The sequence below is a fragment of the Thermocrispum sp. genome (assembly GCF_002919275.1).
Classification (GTDB): Bacteria; Actinomycetota; Actinomycetes; order Mycobacteriales; family Pseudonocardiaceae; genus Thermocrispum; species Thermocrispum agreste.
In genome coordinates this window covers 26,983-45,149 of the sequence record NZ_PKFA01000058.1, presented here as the reverse complement: position 1 = coordinate 45,149, position 18,167 = coordinate 26,983, and the positions used below count along the sequence as shown (strand labels likewise).

The 18,167-nt window shown below is 70.3% G+C and carries 13 protein-coding genes; 11 read left to right on the top strand and 2 right to left on the bottom strand.

The features are described from left to right. Window positions 1–2 precede the first annotated feature (2 nt). The 5 genes from sucD (at window position 3) to purH (ending at window position 5,632) form a co-directional block, all read left to right on the top strand. A complete protein-coding gene (sucD, locus tag CXP56_RS15020) occupies window positions 3–890 on the top strand; it encodes a succinate--CoA ligase subunit alpha (RefSeq protein WP_028848790.1) in 888 nt (295 codons plus the stop codon). Between the two features lie 233 nt (window positions 891–1,123). After that, window positions 1,124–1,759, top strand: a complete 636-nt coding sequence (locus CXP56_RS15015; RefSeq protein ID WP_084609349.1) for a DUF5336 domain-containing protein — start codon at window positions 1,124–1,126, stop codon at window positions 1,757–1,759. Window positions 1,760–1,907: 148 nt separating this feature from the next. Beyond that, the gene (locus CXP56_RS15010) at window positions 1,908–3,365 is read left to right on the top strand and encodes a cell division protein PerM (protein ID WP_051310404.1); all 1,458 of its coding nucleotides are present in this window, start codon (window positions 1,908–1,910) and stop codon (window positions 3,363–3,365) included. 51 nt (window positions 3,366–3,416) lie between these two features. After that, window positions 3,417–4,085 carry a phosphoribosylglycinamide formyltransferase gene (gene purN, locus CXP56_RS15005; RefSeq protein ID WP_286901585.1) on the top strand — a complete coding sequence of 223 codons (669 nt, stop codon included), beginning with the start codon at window positions 3,417–3,419 and terminating at the stop codon, window positions 4,083–4,085. Continuing rightward, window positions 4,082–5,632, top strand: a complete 1,551-nt coding sequence (purH, locus tag CXP56_RS15000; protein ID WP_286901582.1) for a bifunctional phosphoribosylaminoimidazolecarboxamide formyltransferase/IMP cyclohydrolase — start codon at window positions 4,082–4,084, stop codon at window positions 5,630–5,632. The genes purN and purH overlap by 4 nt, the downstream gene beginning before the upstream one ends. On the opposite strand, the gene CXP56_RS14995 is transcribed toward purH, so the two are convergent. Next, window positions 5,604–6,353, bottom strand: a complete 750-nt coding sequence (locus tag CXP56_RS14995) for a MerR family transcriptional regulator (RefSeq protein WP_051310452.1) — start codon at window positions 6,351–6,353, stop codon at window positions 5,604–5,606. The genes purH and CXP56_RS14995 overlap by 29 nt on opposite strands. 158 nt (window positions 6,354–6,511) lie before the next feature. Here CXP56_RS14995 and CXP56_RS14990 point away from each other — a divergent pair, with 158 nt between their 5' ends. The 6 genes from CXP56_RS14990 to CXP56_RS14965 all read left to right on the top strand — a co-directional run bounded on the left by CXP56_RS14990 (window position 6,512) and on the right by CXP56_RS14965 (window position 14,792). After that, window positions 6,512–6,934, top strand: a complete 423-nt coding sequence (locus tag CXP56_RS14990; RefSeq protein WP_245566749.1) for a DUF6194 family protein — start codon at window positions 6,512–6,514, stop codon at window positions 6,932–6,934. A gap of 189 nt (window positions 6,935–7,123) precedes the next feature. Next, complete coding sequence (locus CXP56_RS14985) at window positions 7,124–7,684, top strand: hypothetical protein (RefSeq protein WP_028848793.1); 561 nt, start codon at window positions 7,124–7,126, stop codon at window positions 7,682–7,684. A 531-nt stretch (window positions 7,685–8,215) separates the two neighbouring features. Next, window positions 8,216–8,908 (top strand): DnaE2-dependent mutagenesis accessory factor ImuA', encoded by a 693-nt coding sequence (gene imuA', locus CXP56_RS14980; protein ID WP_156899350.1) that lies wholly within the window; start codon window positions 8,216–8,218, stop codon window positions 8,906–8,908. A 245-nt stretch (window positions 8,909–9,153) separates the two neighbouring features. After that, window positions 9,154–10,812, top strand: a complete 1,659-nt coding sequence (locus tag CXP56_RS14975; protein ID WP_028848794.1) for a DNA polymerase Y family protein — start codon at window positions 9,154–9,156, stop codon at window positions 10,810–10,812. Continuing rightward, window positions 10,812–14,246, top strand: coding sequence for an error-prone DNA polymerase (locus tag CXP56_RS14970; RefSeq protein WP_286901578.1), 3,435 nt, complete (start codon window positions 10,812–10,814; stop codon window positions 14,244–14,246). The genes CXP56_RS14975 and CXP56_RS14970 overlap by 1 nt, the downstream gene beginning before the upstream one ends. Before the next feature lie 303 nt (window positions 14,247–14,549). Next, a complete protein-coding gene (locus CXP56_RS14965) occupies window positions 14,550–14,792 on the top strand; it encodes a helix-turn-helix domain-containing protein (protein ID WP_028848796.1) in 243 nt (80 codons plus the stop codon). Between the two features lie 827 nt (window positions 14,793–15,619). On the opposite strand, the gene CXP56_RS14960 is transcribed toward CXP56_RS14965, so the two are convergent. Next, on the bottom strand, window positions 15,620–17,938 hold the full coding sequence (locus CXP56_RS14960; protein ID WP_286901576.1) for an ATP-binding protein: 2,319 nt from the start codon (window positions 17,936–17,938) through the stop codon (window positions 15,620–15,622). Between the last annotated feature and the right edge of the window lie 229 nt (window positions 17,939–18,167).

Below are 18,167 nucleotides of genomic sequence, written 5' to 3'. Positions count from 1 at the left end.
CGATGGCTATCTTCCTCAACGAGAACTCCAAGATCATCGTCCAGGGCATGACGGGCTCGGAGGGCACCAAGCACACCGCCCGCATGCTGGCCTCCGGTGCGAACGTCGTCGGCGGCGTCAACGCCCGCAAGGCGGGCCAGCAGGTCGAGATCGGCGGCAAGACGCTCACCGTGTACGGCACGGTCAAGGAGGCCATGGCGGAAACCGGCGCGAACGTGTCGGTGCTGTTCGTGCCGCCGAAGTTCGCCAAGGACGCGGTGATCGAGGCGATCGACGCCGAGATCGAACTGGCCGTGGTGATCACCGAAGGCATCCCGGTGCACGACTCGGCGTACTTCTGGGCGCACGCCAAGGCGAAGGGCAACAAGACCCGCATCATCGGGCCGAACTGCCCGGGCGTGATCAGCCCCGGCAAGTCCAACGCGGGCATCATCCCCGCCGACATCACCGGTCCCGGCAAGATCGGCCTGGTGTCCAAGTCGGGGACGCTGACCTACCAGCTGATGTACGAGCTGCGGGACATCGGCATCAGCACCGCGGTGGGCATCGGCGGTGACCCGGTCATCGGCACCACGCACATCGACGCGCTGGAGGCCTTCGAGCAGGACCCGGAGACCTCGCTCATCGTGATGATCGGCGAGATCGGCGGGGACGCCGAGGAGCGGGCCGCGGAGTTCATCAAGGCCAACGTGACCAAGCCGGTGGTCGGCTACGTCGCTGGCTTCACTGCCCCGGAGGGCAAGACGATGGGCCATGCGGGCGCGATCGTCTCCGGATCGTCCGGTACCGCGGCGGCCAAGAAGGAGGCCTTGGAGGCCGCGGGCGTGCGGGTCGGCAAGACCCCCAGCGAGACCGCGGAAATCGCGCGCGAACTGTACAAGGCGCTCTGAACCGCCAGGCGTCGGTTCAAGATCGCCTGATCGAAGGGCGTTTCGGCCACCGTGTGGGTGGCGGGAACGCCCTTCGGCGTATTCTTCGCCAAGGCGTCCGGCGAACGCAGTGAAACCGACGCGCCTCGGCGCACGTCGGAGCGGCGAAGTCGGCTAGTGTCCGCGCACGACGTGCCAGGTCCACGCGGCGCGTGGTGTCGGCCCGAGATCCCCAGACACAACAGGAGAGACGGATGAACTTCCCGAGCGGTGGGTTCCCTGCGCAGGGGCCGCAGCAACAGCAGCAGGGCGGCCAGTTCTACCCACAGCAGCAACAGCACATGGCAGGCAAGAAGATCGACATCGGGATGATCCTCAACCTCGTCGTGGCCTTCCTCGGCCTGCTGGTGCTGTTCTTCGGGTTCATCAACCTCGGGGGTGACAGGAGCTTCTACGAGTACAGCTTGGGCTGGGTGCCGGGGCTCTACCTACTTGCCGGCCTGGCCGCGTTGATCGGCATTCTTCCCGGCGACGCCAAGACCGGGGCGTGGCCTGCGGCGGTCTCCCTGACGGCCACGTTCGGCTTCCTTTTCACGGTCTTCGAGATCACTGGCGAGATGCAGGCGGGCGGCGTGCTGGTGCTGATCTTCGGCATCCTGCAGACGCTGGTGGCGGTCGCCGCCTACCTGTTCGGCGAGCAGATCATCAAGCTCCCGGCGGGTGGCCAGCCCGGTTTCGGCCAGCCCGGTTTCGGCCAGCCCGGGGGTTTCGGCCCGCAGCAGCCGCAGCAACACCAGCAGTTCGGCCAGCCGGGTGGCCAGCAGCAGGCGCAGCAGCCCACCACCTACACCGGTCACCAGGGGCAGTTCTCGCAGCCCCCGCAGAGCTGACCGCACGACGCACGTCCACGGCCGGCGTTCCGGGCGGAATGCCGGCCGTTGTGCTGCCGCCCGCCGGTTCCTCAGCCGGGTGGGTGTCGACACATCGCGGCGCGCCTACCCCCGGACGGGCTAATCCGGATGTCAAGCTGCAGTCACGATGGTGAGGCAGACAATCGCCCGCGGCGCCAGGACGGAGCGCATCCGCGTGCTGCTGGCGGCGGCGATCTTGCCGCTGGCGGCAGGGTACGCGGCCGTGGCCGCGCTGCTCGCGGTGGTCGCCGCACTGGCCACCCAGGCGTCGTTCCAGCCGGAACAGATCCTGCTCGCCGCCGCGCCGGGCTGGCTCGGTGCGCACCAGGTGCCGTTGACGTTGAACGGCAGATCCTTGGCGATGCTGCCGATGGGGTTGACCGTGCTGGTCGGCGTTCTCGTGGCGCGGGCGGCGGCGGGCGCGGCGGAACGGCTGGGCGGACGCAGGACGCATCGGGCCGCCGTGATCGTCGGGACCATCGCGGCGGCGCATGCGATCGCCGGGGTGAGCATCGCCATCGCTTCCTACGGAGCCCGGTTGTCCGCGGACCCGCTGGAGTCCTTCTTCATTCCCGGTCTCATCGCGGCGGCAGCGGCGACGATCGGCCTGATCCGGCCCTGCGGGCTCGCGGCCGCCGTGCGGCCGTACCTCGTTCCGGCGGCCACCGCGGGCATTCGCGCCGGGATGCTGGGGCTCGTCGGGCTGCTGACGGTGGGAAGCGTCGTTTTCACGGTCGCATCGGTGTTGTCCGCTCCGCAGGCGCAAGGACTGTTCGCCGCGGGCGCGCCCGGTTTCGGCAGCGGTCTCGGCATGCTGCTGCTGTGCCTGGCCTACGTGCCGAACGCCGTGCTGGCATCGGTCGGATTCGTGGTCGGGCCGGGATTCGCGTTCGGTGACCTGCGGCTGAGCCTCTACTCGTACACGGCGGCCGACATGCCCGCGGTGCCCTTGCTGGCCGCGCTTCCCGAACAACCGGCCTCCTGGTGGCGCGCCCTGGTGGTGTTGCCGCTCGGCGTGGGCATGGCCGTCGGCATGCGGCTGCGGACGTCCTCCCCGAGCCCGCTGCACCGGGCCCGGTCGGTCGTCGTCGCTGGTGCGGTCGTCGGGTTCGGCATGGTCGTGCTCGGTGCGCTGGCGAGCGGCCGGATCGGCGCCAGGGGCGGATTGGCGCTGGATCTGGCCGCGGTGTCGGCGGCCGCGTTCTGCTGGATCGTCATTCCGGCGGGGCTCGTCGCGCATTTCGCCGGCGAGCGCCCGCCGAAGGTCGAACGGCGGAAGAGAGCCGGCGCCGGGACATCGTCGCCGGAAACCGCGGGCGAGCACGCGGATCAGCCGACGGTGGACGGCGAGGCAGAGCAAGCAGCGGCCGTGGACCAGGAGCAACCCGAAAAGCAGCAGGAGGACCGCGAGGCGGCCGAGCATCAGCCCGGACAGCCCCCAGCGGACCAGCAGCAGGCAGATGATCGGCAGGCGGATGACGAGCCACCAGAGCCGAAGGACGCCAACGAGGCGCAGGCGAGTGCGGGCAAGCCAGCGGAGAGCAAGCCCACAGGTGACGATCCCGAAGAAGACGCGCAGCCGTGACGTCTTCTAGGGTTGCTGGTGTCGTCATCCCGGTGAGAACGAGGCCCGTAGGTGCATAGCGAGTCGGAATCCCCCGCAGCAGCCGCCACGGACGGGGTGCGGGTCACGCTCCCGAACCCGGCTCGGCTGGTGGTCCTGGCCTCCGGATCGGGCACGCTGTTGCAGGCTTTGCTGGATGCTGCGGCGTCACCGGACTACCCGGCCGACGTGGTGGCGGTGGGGTCCGACCGGTCGAAGGCCATGGCGTTGCAGCGAGCGCGCGATGCCGGGGTGCCGGACTTCGTGGTCCGGCTCGCCGACCACGCCGACCGGGCCGAGTGGGACGCGGCGCTGACCGACGCCGTCACGGCGTACCGTCCGGATCTGGTGGTCTCCGCCGGTTTCATGAAGCTGCTCGGCCCGCGTTTCCTGGCGCGGTTCAGCGCGCGTGTGATCAACAGCCATCCGGCGTTGCTGCCGTCGTTCCCCGGTATGCACGCGGTCCGTGACGCGCTGGCCGCGGGGGTCAAGGTGACCGGTACGACGGTGCATTTCGTCGACGCCGGGATGGACACCGGGCCGATCATCGCGCGTCGTTCGGTGGAGGTGCTGCCCACCGACGACGAGGAGAGCTTGCACGAGCGGATCAAGGTCATCGAGCGGAGGCTGCTGGTCGACGTGGTCAGCACGTTGATCCGGCGCGGCTGCACCATCGTCGACGGGAGGGTCGAGATTCCATGACTGGTACGCGTCCGGTGAAGCGCGCCCTCATCGGGGTGTCGGACAAGACCGGGCTGGCCCGGCTGGCCACCGGCCTGCACGAGGCGGGCGTGGAGATCGTGTCGACCGGCGGCACGGCCAAGGCCATCGCGGAGGCCGGCGTGCCGGTCGTCCCGGTGGAGCAGCTGACCGGGTTCCCCGAATCGCTCGACGGCCGGGTCAAGACGCTGCATCCGCACGTGCACGCCGGGCTGCTGGCGGACATGCGCAAACCCGCGCACGTCCGGCAGCTCGACGAGCTCGGCATCGCACCGTTCGACCTGCTGGTGGTGAATCTGTACCCGTTCGAGCAGACGGTGGCTTCGGGTGCCGCGCCGGACGAGTGCGTCGAGCAGATCGACATCGGCGGACCGGCGATGGTGCGCGCGGCGGCCAAGAACCACCCGAGCGTGGCCGTGGTGGTGGATCCCGCTCGCTACGAGTGGGTGCTGGACCGGGTCGCCGCGGGCGGGTTCACGCTGGCCGAGCGGCAGCAGCTCGCTGCGCAGGCTTTTGCGCACACGGCGAGCTACGACGTGGCGGTCGCCTCCTACTTGAACAGCGTCGTGGCACCCGAGCCGGACACCGCGTTTCCCACGTGGGTGGGAGCTACCTGGCGGCGGGCCAACGTGCTGCGGTACGGCGAGAACCCGCACCAGCAGGCGGCGTTGTACGTCTCGGGCCGCTCCGGCCTGGCGGCTGCACAGCAGCTGCACGGCAAGGAGATGTCGTACAACAACTACGTCGACGCCGACGCGGCCCTGCGGGCCGCCTACGACCACGAGCGGCCGGCGGTGGCGATCATCAAGCACGCCAACCCGTGCGGCATCGCGGTCGGCGCGGACGTCGCGGAAGCCCACCGCAAGGCGCACGCGTGCGATCCGCTGTCGGCGTTCGGCGGGGTGATCGCGGCGAACACCGAGGTGTCGGTGGCCATGGCCGAGCAGGTCGCCGAGATCTTCACCGAGGTCATCGTGGCCCCGTCGTACGAAGACGGCGCGGTCGAGGTGCTGCAGCGCAAGAAGAACGTGCGCATCCTGGTCTGTCCGCCGCCGGAGCGCACCGGAGCCGAGATGCGCGCGGTGTCCGGCGGCCTGTTGCTGCAGTCGCGCGACGCGGTGGACGCCGAGGGCGACGACCCGGCGAACTGGCAGCTGGTGTGCGGGCCGGCCGCGGACGCCACCACGCTGGCCGACCTGGAGTTCGCCTGGCGGGCGGTGCGGTCGGTGAAGTCCAACGCCATCCTGCTGGCGCACGACGGGGCGAGCGTCGGTGTCGGCATGGGTCAGGTCAACCGGGTCGACTCCTGTCGGCTCGCGGTGCAGCGTGCCGGTGACCGTGCCGTCGGGGCGGTCGCCGCCTCGGACGCCTTCTTCCCGTTCCCGGACGGTCTGGAAGTGCTCGCAAAGGGTGGCGTGCGGGCCGTGGTGCAGCCGGGCGGCTCGGTGCGGGATGCCGAAGTGATCGCCGCGGCGGAAGCGGCGAACGTGACGATGTACTTCACCGGGGTCCGGCACTTCGCCCACTGACCTCGTCGAGCGTGCCGGCCGGGCTTTCGGTTCGGTCGTCGCCGAGCAGCGCGGCCAGTGCGGCGGTGCCTGCCAGCATCGCTTTCGAGCGTGCGTCGAGGGTTTCGTCGCGCGCGGCAAGCATCCGGTGTATGTCGTCGAGCTCGTGCTGCCTGCGAAGCTGCGGCATCACCTCAGCGAGCAGCGTGATCGGATATCCCGCTCGCCGTAGCTGATGGACGATGCGTGCATCGCGCACCTGGGCCGGTGTGTAGCGCCGGACCTTGGTGCCCGGGTCGCGGCTGGGGACGACCAGGCCTTCCGCGTCCCAGTGCCGCAGGGTCGACGGGCGCACGCCGAGCGCTTCGGCCAGCTCGGAAATCGTCATGGCGTCCGAGGGACGAACGTCCGTGATCGGTTCGAGGGTGATCGTTTCGGCGGCTTGTTTGGCCATGGCGAGCTGCCGGCGCTGGCGGTCCAAGTCGGCGTGCGCCGCGTCCAGTCGTGCCAGGGCACCGGAGATGTCGCCCGCGTTGACCGCGCGCAGCACCTCCTTGGCTTCCGTCGGCCCCATTCCGGCAGCGAATCCGCGGTAGGCCCGCGCGGCGTGGATGTGCCTGTCCTGGTAGATGCGGTGGCCGGCCGGCGTGCGTTCCGCTGGCGGGATCACTCCGCCCTGTTCCAGCAGGCGAATCTGCTGGACGGAGTACCCGCTGCGGCGCGCCACGTCGACCGTTCGCACAACCCCCACTTTCGAGTCGGGAGCTCCTGACCAGGGCGATTATCGACGAAAGTCGCCATAAGCACTTCAATGAAACGCTTCATGCATGGACAAAGACGAGATCATCGAGCTGGTTGCGGGGTTTCCCGGTGTGCTGACTGTGCTGCCTGGCCCTGGTGATGGCTCTCCGGAGATCAGCTGGGGGGGGGGACGCCTTCTTCTACTACGCACCGGACGGGGTGCCACCGGCGAAAGGGCAGCCGTTCGCGACGGTCGTGACGAAGGATTACCCGGGGGACGAGGACTCACGGCTGGATCGTTCCGGCGTGTTCCGGGTGAACGTGTTCGCAGGGCGGGAGGCCTTCGAGCGCTGGACCGGTCGCTCGCCCCGCGAGGCCGCGGTGGAGAAGGTGGACGTGAGTCGGTTCGACGTGATCTTCGCGCACCCGGTCTACGGGTCGCTCGGATGGCTGGCCGTGGTCAATCCGGGCCCGCGCACCGAGGCGGCGGTGCGGGAACTGCTCGGCGAGGCGTGTCGGATCGCGCGGGCCAGGTACGAGCGGCGGGAACGACGCAGACAGCGGGTGAGTGATCACCGGTGAGCACCGCGAATCTGGGGTAAGTTTCCCCGCATGACCGCGCAGGGTCCGACGTGGCAGGCGGCGTCCGGCCCAGGACGTCCGTCGTCTCCGGCTGCGTATCGGCAACCGCCGCCTACGGCCGCTTACCGGCGCCCGCCGACGGCTGGTCCACCCCGTCGGCCGCGGCCTCCTCGGCCGCGCTGGCCGTTCGTGCTGATCGGTGTCGTGCTCGGTGCGGTGGCGCTGGTTGGCGGATATCTTGCGCTGGTCTTCTACAGCTCGGTCGGTGTTGCACCGCTGGCGGATCCGGTGCCCGAGGAGTGCACGGTGTCCGCCGAGCTGCTCGCCGAAGCCGGTACGCCGAGCTGGCAGAGCGGTCCGTTGCACATGCGTGACGGCGTGGAGGGTGTCTCCTGTCGCTGGGTCGCCGGGCCGGACGAGCATGTTCGTAAGCGGCAGCTGAGCGTGGAGGTCGACCGTTATCACGCCAAGCCCGCCGCGCAGGAAGCGGTCGTCGAGCTGACGGCCGGGCGGGGTGGCATGAGCGAGCTGAGCGATGTGGGTGACGAGGCGTTCGTGCGCGCCGTCGACGGGAACGCCGAACTCGTGGCCCGCCGTGGACGGACGGTCGTCGCGGTGCAGCTGGCTGGCTCCGACAAGACCTTCTTCAGCGGACTGCTCGGAGAATCGGAGGATGTCGCCGTGCCTGCCGAGCGACTGAAGAAGCTGGTCGTCGCCGTGGGCCGCGAATTGCTCGCCGACGCACGGTGAGTCGGTGAGGGTTCGGTGCGTCTGCATCGCACCAGGTACCCTCCCGCCCACACCACGTCCTACCGTTCTGCGGGGTTTGCGATGGCCCGGGCTCTGCGGTCGATGCCGACGGCGTGACACGGCTGCCTTCCGTCGTTGGCCCACCGGGCGAACGACGGTTCTCACGCCCCGACGAACCGAGCGGACCACCCTGCCCGGCGGTCCTTGCGCCAGCAGGGGCCTGCGCTTGTTTCGGATGCCGTCGGTTACAGGTTGCTGCGATTGGTGCCGAATTCGTCGGGCGAGGGGTGCCTGGCGCGTTCTCAACCACTCCGACCTGTGGTTTTCCTCGGCCAGCTGACTCGATGGAATGGCCGGTGACGGTGCGCTTGACAAGTGCCCCGGAGGTGGCGTTCACTATCACTATCGAACATATGTTCGAGAACGAAGCCACCGTCGCTCCACGGTGGCCGATGACCGGGAGCTGCCGCCCGGTCGTGGTTTCCGGGAGGTGATGGGATGTCGGGCGCGCGCACGTCCACGGTGCCAGAGGTGGCCGACACCGTGGATGCGGTCGCTCGGCTGGCGTCGTTGCCGGGGTTGACCACCGCGAGTGAGGTGGCAGCTGACGTTGCGGGAGCGTCAGCGACGGGGAAGCTCCTTCCGGTGGTGCCCGAACTGGAGGCCGTGCTGCCCCTCAGGGGCCTGCGGAGGGGCAGCACGGTTTCGGTCACCGGGGCGCGGTCGGTGTTGCTCGCGCTGCTGGCCAGGGCGACCGCGGCGGGGTCGTGGGCCGCCGTGGTGGGGATTCCGGACGTCGGGTTGGCCGCCGCCGCCGAGCTGGGCGTCGAGCTGTGCAGGACGGCGCTGGTCCCGCGCCCGGGTCCGGACGTGGTGCGGGTGGCTGCGGCGTTGCTGGACGGGGTGGACATCGTCGTGGTGCCGGGCGGGACGAGCATGGCGGCGGCGTCCGCGCGCAGGCTGACCGCCCGGGTGCGGCACCGGGGCGGCGTGCTCGTCGCCGAAGGCCGATGGCCTGGGGCGGACGTGGAGTTGGTCTGCACGCCCGGCTCCTGGGACGGAGTGGACGAATTCGGGCGGGGCTACCTGTCGGCCCGCACCATGCGGATCCAGGGGCGCGGCAAGTCCTCGGCCCGGGTGCTGGAGACGACCGTGCTGCTGCCCGGGCCCAGCGGTGGTGTCGAAGCGGGCGAGCACGCGCGGAGGCTCGAGGTGGCGAGCTGATGCGGCAGCGAGTGACGAGGCGGTGGCGTGTTTCGCGGGCAGGCCAGGCGGTGCCGGAGCGGGAGGCGGCGCGATCGGTGGATACCCGTCCCAGCGATGCGGATGCCGGGCAGTCCGGAGGAGGCAAAGCCGCGGCGAGTCCGGATGGCGCGGCCGGTGCGCAAGGCGCGTTTCCCGGGGATGCCGGTGCTGGGAGCTCCGGCTCCGGCGAACGATCCGCGGCGGATGCGCAGCAGGCGGCGCGGCTGGTGGTGGTGTGGTGTCCGGATTGGCCGGTGACGGCCGCGTGCGTGGCCGCCGGTGTTCCCCTGCACCATCCCGCGGCGGTGTTCGCGGCCAACCGGGTGGTGGCTTGCTCTGCGGTGGCGCGGCGCAACGGGGTCCGGCGCGGGATGCGCAGGCGGGAGGCGCAGGCGTCATGTCCGGAGCTGGCGGTGCTTGCGGTCGACCCGGCGCGCGACGCGCGGTTGTTCGAGCCGGTGGCCGCCGCGGTGGAAGAGCTGGTGGTCGGGGTGGACGTGGTGCGTCCCGGGGTGGTGGCCGCCCCGGTGGACGGGGCGCTGACCTACTTCGGCGACGAGCATCGGCTGGTGGAAAGCCTGGTGGGCCACGTGTCGGCCATGGCGGGGGTCGAGGTGCAGATCGGGATCGCCGACGGGTTGTTCGCCGCGCTGGCGGCGGCTCGCCGGTCGTGCGTGGTGGAGCCGGGCGGCAGCCGCAGGTTCCTGGCGCCGCTGCCGGTGACCGAGCTCGATCAGCCGGGCAGCGTCCTGGCCGAGTTCGACGGCTGTGCCGATCTGGTCGCCGATCTGGTCGACCTGTTGCGCAGGCTGGGGCTGCGCACCTTGGGGCAGTTCGCCGAGCTGCCGGAGCGGACGGTGAGTTCGCGGTTCGGCAGGCTCGGCATGCTGGCCCATCGGCTGGCCAGCGGCTTGTCCGAGCGGCCGCTGGACCGGCGCAAGCCGCCCGCCGAGCTGGCGGTGGAGGAGACGTTCGACGTCCCGGTCGGCACGGTGGAGGAGGCCGCCTACGTGGCGGAGCGGATGGCCGGGAAGCTGCACGCGAAGCTGGCGGGCCGGAACCTGGCCTGCACCCGGCTGGGCATCTATGCGCGGACCCTCAGCGGTGAGGAGCTGTCCCGTGTGTGGCGCTGCGGCGGGACGGACGGCGGCACCAATGGCGTTCCGGTGGCCGCACGCGGCATCGCGGACAGGGTGCGCTGGCAGTTCGACAGCTGGCTGCAGGGTGAGCAACGGCCGCAGAGCGGTGTGGTGACGCTCCGGCTGGAGCCGGAAGAGGTGGTCGAGGCCTCCCTGCTGCAACTGCACCTGTGGCGTGGTGGAGCTGGGGACAACCCGGCGGACGACGATGCAGACGAGCGGGCAGGCCGGGCGCTTGTCCAGGTGCAGCGGCTGCTCGGGCCGGAAGCCGTGGTCACCGCGGTGCTGGGCGGCGGGCGGGGCCCGGCCGAGCGGGTGCGGCTGGTGCCGTGGGGTGAGGCCAGGGGCGACGAGGAAACCCTGCGGCGTGGTGCGGGCGCGCAGCAGGAAGTTCCGACCTGGCCGGGCAGGCTTCCAGCGCCGTCGCCGGCGACAGTGCATCCGGAGCCGGTGCGCGCGGCGGTGGTCGATCGCCGGGGTTTGCCGGTGCGGATGACCGAGCGCGGGGTGCTGAACGCACCGCCTGCCCGGGTGGCGGTCGACGGTGGGCCGTTGCGCGAGGTCACCGCGTGGGCGGGGCCGTGGCCGCTGGACGAACGGTGGTGGGATCCCCGCGCGGCCGGGCCTGCCGCACGGATCCAGGTGGTGGTGTCGGAAGGGCCCGCTGCGGCCGGCCGAGCGCTGCTGTTGCGCTGCCGCGAGCAGCAGAGCCCTCGCTGGCAGGTGGAAGGGGAGTACACGTAATGGGCTGGTTCAACTTGCCGCTGCCGTGGTCGGAGATGGAGCGCACGCTCTCCGGCCACCCCACGCAGCAGTCAGGCGACGGTGGAGACAGCCCGGCATGGACGCGGCGCCGGGAGGGCTACTTCCGCCCGGACGACCTGGCGGAGCTGCAGTTCGACGACGACGCGGGAGCGCGGCCCCGGGTGCCGTACGCCGAGCTGCACTGCCACTCCAACTTCAGTTTCCTGGACGGTGCCAGCCACCCGGAGGAGCTGGTGGAAGAGGCGTCCCGGCTCGGCCTGGACGCCATCGCGCTGACCGATCACGACGGCATGTACGGCGCGGTCCGCTTTGCTCAGGCGGCCAAGGAGCTAGGGGTGCGCACGGTCTACGGAGCCGAGCTCGGTTTCGGCAGGCGGGACGAGCCAGCCGGGCAGGCCGGCCGGTGGCCCGCCGGCCAGGAGCGTGAGCTCCCGCCGCAGCCGCAGGCCCGCTCCGGGCCCGCCGATCCCGCCGCGGAGCACCTGGTGCTGCTGGCCAGGGACGCGCAGGGCTATTCCGCGCTTTGCGCGGCGATCACCGACGGACAGCTGGCCGGTCACGAGGACCCGGAGAACCGGCTGGCGGAGAAGGGCAGGCCGCGGTATTCGCTGCCGGAGGTGGCCGAGCGGGTCGCCGGGCGGGTGGCGGTTCTGACCGGGTGCCGGAAAGGCCCGCTGCGCTCGGTGCTGCCGTCGCCGGACGCCCCGCGGGAAGCACGCGTCGAAGGCTACCGGCGGGCGGCGCAGCGCTTGCGGGAGCTGACTGCCCTGTTCGGCAAGGACAACGTCTACGTGGAGCTGTTCGATCACGGCCTTCCGGCCGACACGGCCCACAACGACACCATGGCGGCGCTGGCCGCGGAGTTCGGCCTGCCCACGGTGGCCACCACCGGCGCGCATTACGTCACCCCGTCCCGGGGCAGGCTGGCCGCGACGCTGGCGGCGATCAGGGCCAGGCGCAGCCTCGACGAGCTGGACGGATGGTTGCCGCCGTCGGCGGGGGCCCACCTGCGCTCCGGTGCCGAGATGCAAGCGCGCTTCGCGCGGTATCCGGGGGCCGTCCAGCGCGCCGCTTTGCTGGGAGTGGAGTGCGCGTTCGATCTCGAGCTCATCGCGCCGGACCTGCCGCCGTTCGACGTGCCGCCCGGCCACAACGAGACGAGCTGGCTGATCCAGCTGACCTACGAAGGCGCGGTGGCGCGCTACGGCACGCGCTACCAGAACCCGAAGGCCTACGCCCAGATCGAGCACGAACTCAAGGTGATCACCGAGCTGAACTTTCCCGGCTACTTCCTGATCGTGGCCGACATCGTGCGGTTCTGCCGGGAGAACGACATCCTCTGCCAGGGGCGCGGCTCGGCGGCCAACTCGGCGGTGTGCTACGCGCTGGGCATCACCAACGTCGACCCGGTCGCGCACGGCCTGCTGTTCGAGCGCTTCCTGGCGCCGGAGCGGGACGGCCCGCCGGACATCGACGTCGACATCGAGTCCGATCGCCGCGAAGAGGTGATCCAGTACGTCTACCGCAAGTACGGCAGGCTGAAGGCCGCCCAGGTGGCCAACGTCATCACCTACCGGGCCCGGTCGGCGGTACGGGACGTGGCCAGGGCGCTGGGGTATGCGCCGGGGCAGCAGGACGCCTGGAGCAAGCAGATCGACCGGTGGACAACCCACGCGGCGAACGCGGACAACGACGTGCCCGACGAGGTCGTCGACCTGGCCAATCAGCTCGGTGACTTTCCGCGCCACCTCGGCATCCACTCCGGCGGGATGGTGCTGGCGGACCGACCGGTGAGCGAGATCTGCCCGGTGGAGTGGGCGCGGATGCCCGGGCGCAGCGTGCTGCAGTGGGACAAGGACGACTGCGCCGCGGTCGGCCTGGTGAAGTTCGACCTGCTGGGGCTCGGCATGCTCTCGGCCATCAAGTACGCCGTGGAGATGGTGCGCGACTACCAGGGCATCCACATCGACCTGGCCAAGTTGCCGCTGGAGGACCCGAAGGTCTACGACATGCTGTGCCGGGGCGACGCGGTGGGTGTCTTCCAGGTGGAGAGCCGGGCGCAGCTGGCCACCTTGCCGCGGCTGAAGCCGCGCACCATCAAGGACCTCGCCATCGAGGTCGCGCTGATCCGGCCGGGGCCGATCCAGGGCGGGTCGGTGCACCCCTACATCCGGCGCCGCGCCGGGGTGGAGAAGGTCACCTACGACCATCCGCTGACCGAAAGGGCGCTGCGCAAGACGCTCGGCGTGCCGCTGTTCCAGGAACAGTTGATGCAGCTGGCCATCGACGTCGCCGGGTTCGACCCGGCGGAGGCCGACGAGCTGCGCAGAGCCATCGGCGCGAAGAGATCCGTGCGCCGGATGGAGGCGTTGCGGCAACGCTTCTACGACGGTGCCGCGGCCAACGGTGTCGACCAGCCCACCGCCGAGCGGATCTTCGCCAAGCTGGTCGCGTTCGCCAACTTCGGCTTCCCGGAAAGCCATGCGTTGAGCTTCGCGTACTTGGTCTTCGCCAGCGCGTACCTGAAGTGCTACTTTCCCGCGGCGTTCTGCGCAGCGCTGCTCCGCGCGCAGCCCATGGGCTTCTACTCGCCGCAGTCGTTGGTGGCCGATGCCCGCCGGCACGGCGTGACGGTGCTGGGGGCGGACGTGAACGCCAGCCTGGCGCATACCACATTGCGCCCGGACCCCGATGGTGGCGAGCCTGCGGTGCTGCTGGGGCTGTCGTCGGTGCGCACGCTCGGTACGGAGCCTGCCGAGCGCATCGTCGCCGAACGCCGGGCGCACGGGCCGTACCGCAGCATGACCGATCTGGCCAGGCGGGTGCGACTGACCACGCCGAAGATCGAAGCCCTGGCCACCGCTGGCGCGTTCCGCGAGCTGGAGCCCGATCGGCGCAAGGCGTTGTGGTCCGCGGGGGCGGTCGCGCAGGAGCGGCCGGAGAAGTTGCCGGACAGCGGCGTGGGTGTGGAAGCGCCGCCGCTGCCCGGGATGGAGAAGGTGGAAGTTGCGATGGCCGACGTGTGGGCCACCGGGTTGTCGCCGGACAGCTTCCCGATCCAGTTCCACCGGGAAAGGCTGGACAGGCTGGGTGCGGTGCCTGCGGCCAAGCTGGTCGAGATCCCGCACGGGACCCGGGTGCTGATCGGCGGGGCGGTGACGCACCGACAGCGACCGGCCACTGCCAACGGCATCACGTTCCTCAACCTCGAGGACGAGACGGGGATGGTCAACGTGGTGTGCACCAAGGGGTTGTGGGCGCGCTACGCCACGATCGCTCGTTCCAGCCCGGCGCTGCTGGTCCGGGGAGTGGTGGAACATGCCGCGCACGGCGCGGGTGTGGTGAGCGTGCTGGCCGACAAACTGCAGCACCTCGACGTGCGGATCCGCACCAAGTCGCGTGATTTCCATTGAGTAGGACGCGTGGGGCTCCGCCGAGCAGGACGGGTGGGGTTCTGTCGGGCAGGGCGGATGCCGGACTCGGTTGAGCAGGCCGAGTGCCGGATCGTGCGGCCGTTGCCATCCAGGGCATCAGTCGTACCGAACCCGGCAACCACCGCTCCTTGATCGGCGAACCACGAGAAGGTGACGGGAGGGGGTGATTACGGCGGGAAGCACCTCGGTGTGACCCACGACATAGGTATCGAAGTAGGTGGTTTGACCAATTGGGTTGGTTTCCGCCTCCACGGCAGCATCGACGCTGGCAAGGAGGTCACCATGAACGCAGCCGACGTTCTCGAGCTGGAAAAGATCGCGATCACCCAGTTGGTCGCGCACAGCGACATCTGGGCCGACCTGGCGGAGCCCACCCCGCAACGGAACGCTGGCGCATCCGTCAGCGCCGACTCCGTGCGGAGGTTGGAGCAGCTGGGCCTCGTGACGCGATCACCAGCCCGCAACGGGGTCTCGCTCACGTCAGCCGGTGTGGAGGCGCTTGCCTACTTGGCCAAGTCGTGGTGAGGCCACAAGGACCGGCTTCTGGAGGCACGGTCCGCTCGTGCCGGGGCAGGCAGACTGCAGGCTACCGGGCTGGGTGTAGGGGGCCGGGCCGGCTGCAAGGGCACCGGTCGGCCGTAGGGGGCACCGAGCCGGCTGTGGTGGCACCGTGCCGGAACCTGTTCGGCCATGGGCAGACCTGTTCGGGGGGTGATCTGTTCGGCAACCGGGCTGATCTCCGCGGCACGCTGGGTGGGCCGAGAGCCTGGATGCGTGGATCCCGTGATCCGCTGTGGTGGGGGATCCGTGCCTCGCTGAGTGGACTCCGCGACCCGCGTGGTGCGATGTGTGCCCTGCGGATCCGGTCACTCGCTGAGTGAGCTCGTGCCTCTCTGGTGTGAGGTCCGCGGTTTTACTGGGAGCGGCCGTCATCCTGAGGTGGGACCGGTTGCGGCCTCGTAGTGGTGGGGTCCGCGGTCTTGCTGGGGCGGCCGTCACCTTGGGGTGGGACCGGTTCGGCGTGCGTGGCTGGCTCGGCTCGGCTGTGCTCGGTGAGCCTTGTCTTGCCTCGGGCGCGGCGCGACTTCACGCGTCGCCCATGCCGGGGCGAGGCTGGTTGCGGCCTCGTTGCGGTGGGGTTCGCGGTCTCGTCGTGGGGCCGCGGCCATGCGTGGCGAGATTCGTCCCGGTCATGCCTGGAGTGAAGCGTGCCCCCGGTCATGCCATGGAAAGACCGGTTCGTCCACGGCGTGGTGCGGCCGGTTCCGGCCACGTTCGTGCACCGCGTGGCCACGTCTTAGCGCACCGGGCGGCCATGTCTCGGTGCACCGCGCGGCCACGTCCGAGCCCGTCTACTCGACCGGATCTCCGTGAGGCTGTTCGGTGGCTGGATGCGCCTTGGCGTACTCACTGAACCAGCGGGCGATCTGCGCTCGTGAGCGGACTCCGAGCTTGGCGCGGATGTGTTCGATGTGCGCGTCGGCGGTCCGGTGGGAGATCACCAGCTTGGCCGCGATCTCCTTACTGGTCAGTCCGGCCGCCACCAAAGCGGCGACCTCCCGCTCACGCCGCGTGAGACCGGCGTCCGGCACGGGTGCCTTGCCCTTGCGGATGGCTTGCTTCGACTCGCCAAGCGCCAGGTCGATCGCGTCGGCATAGGGCAGCTCCTGGCCGGCGGCGAACTGCTGCTCGAACGCCATGTCGCCGAGCTCCCGCCTGAGTTGGCTTTCGATTTCCTGCCCGACCCGCTGCACGGCCTTCTCCGCGAGCAGCACCTGGCTGTACTTCCAGATCGACCGGGCAGCGCCCAGCAGCTTGGCCGCCAGATCGGGTTCCGTGCGGGCCGCCGACCAAGCGAGCCCTTCGACACAGACGGCGACCATGCCGGGATGGTCGAACAGCTGGTACAGCCGGACAGCCTCCCGCATGAGCCTCCGCGCGGTCTCCACGTCGCCTTTGAGCCAGTGGACGGCACCGAGCGGGTACAGCGCGATCGCCTTGAACATGTGGGCGCCGTGCGACTCGGCGAAGGCGACGAAGCGTCGGGTGATCTCCTCCGCCTGATCGTTCTGCAGGATGAGGACATACAGTGCGGACAACGCCATGGCCTCGGCGGTGGCGCCCGGGTCCCCTTCCCGGAGGCCCTGCTGCACCGCACGTTCCGACTTCTCCAGCGCCTTCTCCACGTCCCCGTCCGCATACGCCTCGAGCGCGGCCGCGAAGAGTGCCGGTGAGGTGGGGTGGTGCCAGCCCAGCCGGTCGGCAAGCTCGACCTGCTCGCGGCGATACCGGCGGGCGGCTTCGTCCTCGCCGAGCAAGGAGCCGAGAATGCTGGCGGCTGCCAGTCCGTGGGCACGCACCTGGGTCGGTTCGGGTGCGTGGTCGAGGGCCCGGCGGAGCCAGTCGTACCCCTCCAGCACGGTGCCGGCCTGCTCCCAGAACGGTCGGAGCACCGTTGCCATCTCGATCGCGCGCTCCGGTTCCTTCTGGTCGGACAGGCTGAATGCCAGCGCTTGGCGGAGGTTCGCGTGCTCCTGCCGTGTCGTCGCGTACCACTCGATGTCCCGAGGACTGCAGTAGTCCTGCACGCTGCGCCGGGCAAGTGCCAGGAAGTAGTCGCGGTGCCGCCTCCTGACCTCCTCGGCATCGGGCGCTGCGGCGAGCTTGTCGGCGGCGAACTGCCGAACGGGCTCCAGCATCCGGAAGCGAGCGCGTCGCGCGCCGGCATCGTCGACGCGACGGAGAACGGACTTGTCGACCAGCCCTTTCAACGCGGCGGTGATCGTCGAGTTGTCGTCGACCACCGTGCACACAGCGTGCGCGGCTTCGGCGGTGAAACCGCCTGCGAACACCGACAACTGCTCCCAGACCCGCTGCTCCTGACGCGTGCACAACCGATAGCTCCACTCGACGGCCGCGCGCAGCGTGTGATGGCGCGAGGGACGCGTCTGCTCCTTGGCGGTGAGCAGCGCGGGATCTTGCAGCCGGTCCAGGATCTCGTCGGGCGGGAACGTGCGGACGTTCGCTGCGGCCAGCTCCACCGCGAGCGGGAGACCTTCGAGCCGTCGGCAGATCGCGTCCACCGTTGCGCGATTGCCTGCGGTGATGCGGAAGTTCGGGTCGGCCGCTGACGCCCGCTCCTCGAACAGCTCCATGGCCTCGTTGGGACGGTCGTCGGCCGCCTCGTGAGTGAGCGGGTCGACGGGGAAGATCTGCTCGCTCTCGACGCCCAGCACATGCCTGCTGGTGGCGACGATCTTGACCCAGGGAGCTGCCTGCAGCACTTCGCCGACCAGCGCGGCACAGGGCTCGGTCAAGTGCTCGCAGTTGTCCAGCACGAGCAAACACCGGCGGGAACGCAAGTGATCGATCACGGTGCCGACCGGGTCGCTCGATTCGTCCCGGACGCCCAAGGCGCTGCCGAGGGCCTGGGGCAGCAGCGTGCCCTGGTGCAGATCGGCCAGCTCGACCAGCCAGACACCGTCCAGAAACGTGCGGCGAACCTCGCTGGCCAGCCGGCGGGCGAGCCGCGTCTTGCCGATCCCGCCCGTGCCGGTCAATGTGATGAGCCGCGTCGCCGCCAGCAGGCCTTTGAGCTGGATGAGTTCGGTGCGTCTGCCGACGAAGCTGGTCAGATCCGCGGGCAGGTTCCCCGTTGAACGCGCACGCATGCGACAAAGATGTCACTCTGCCGGGCTCCCGGCTAGGGCTCGCGGTGCCGCATCGCACGAGCTGGCGAGCCCTGCCGGAGACAGACGACGCCGCCAGGCCACGTGGCCCAGCCTGCCCACGCCGCACCCGAAATCCAGCGCGCACCGTGGGCGTCCTGCCGGGCAGGGTGAGTCGGCCGCGCGGACGGGCACGATCCGTCATCTGCCGCGTGGCACATGCGGGCACATC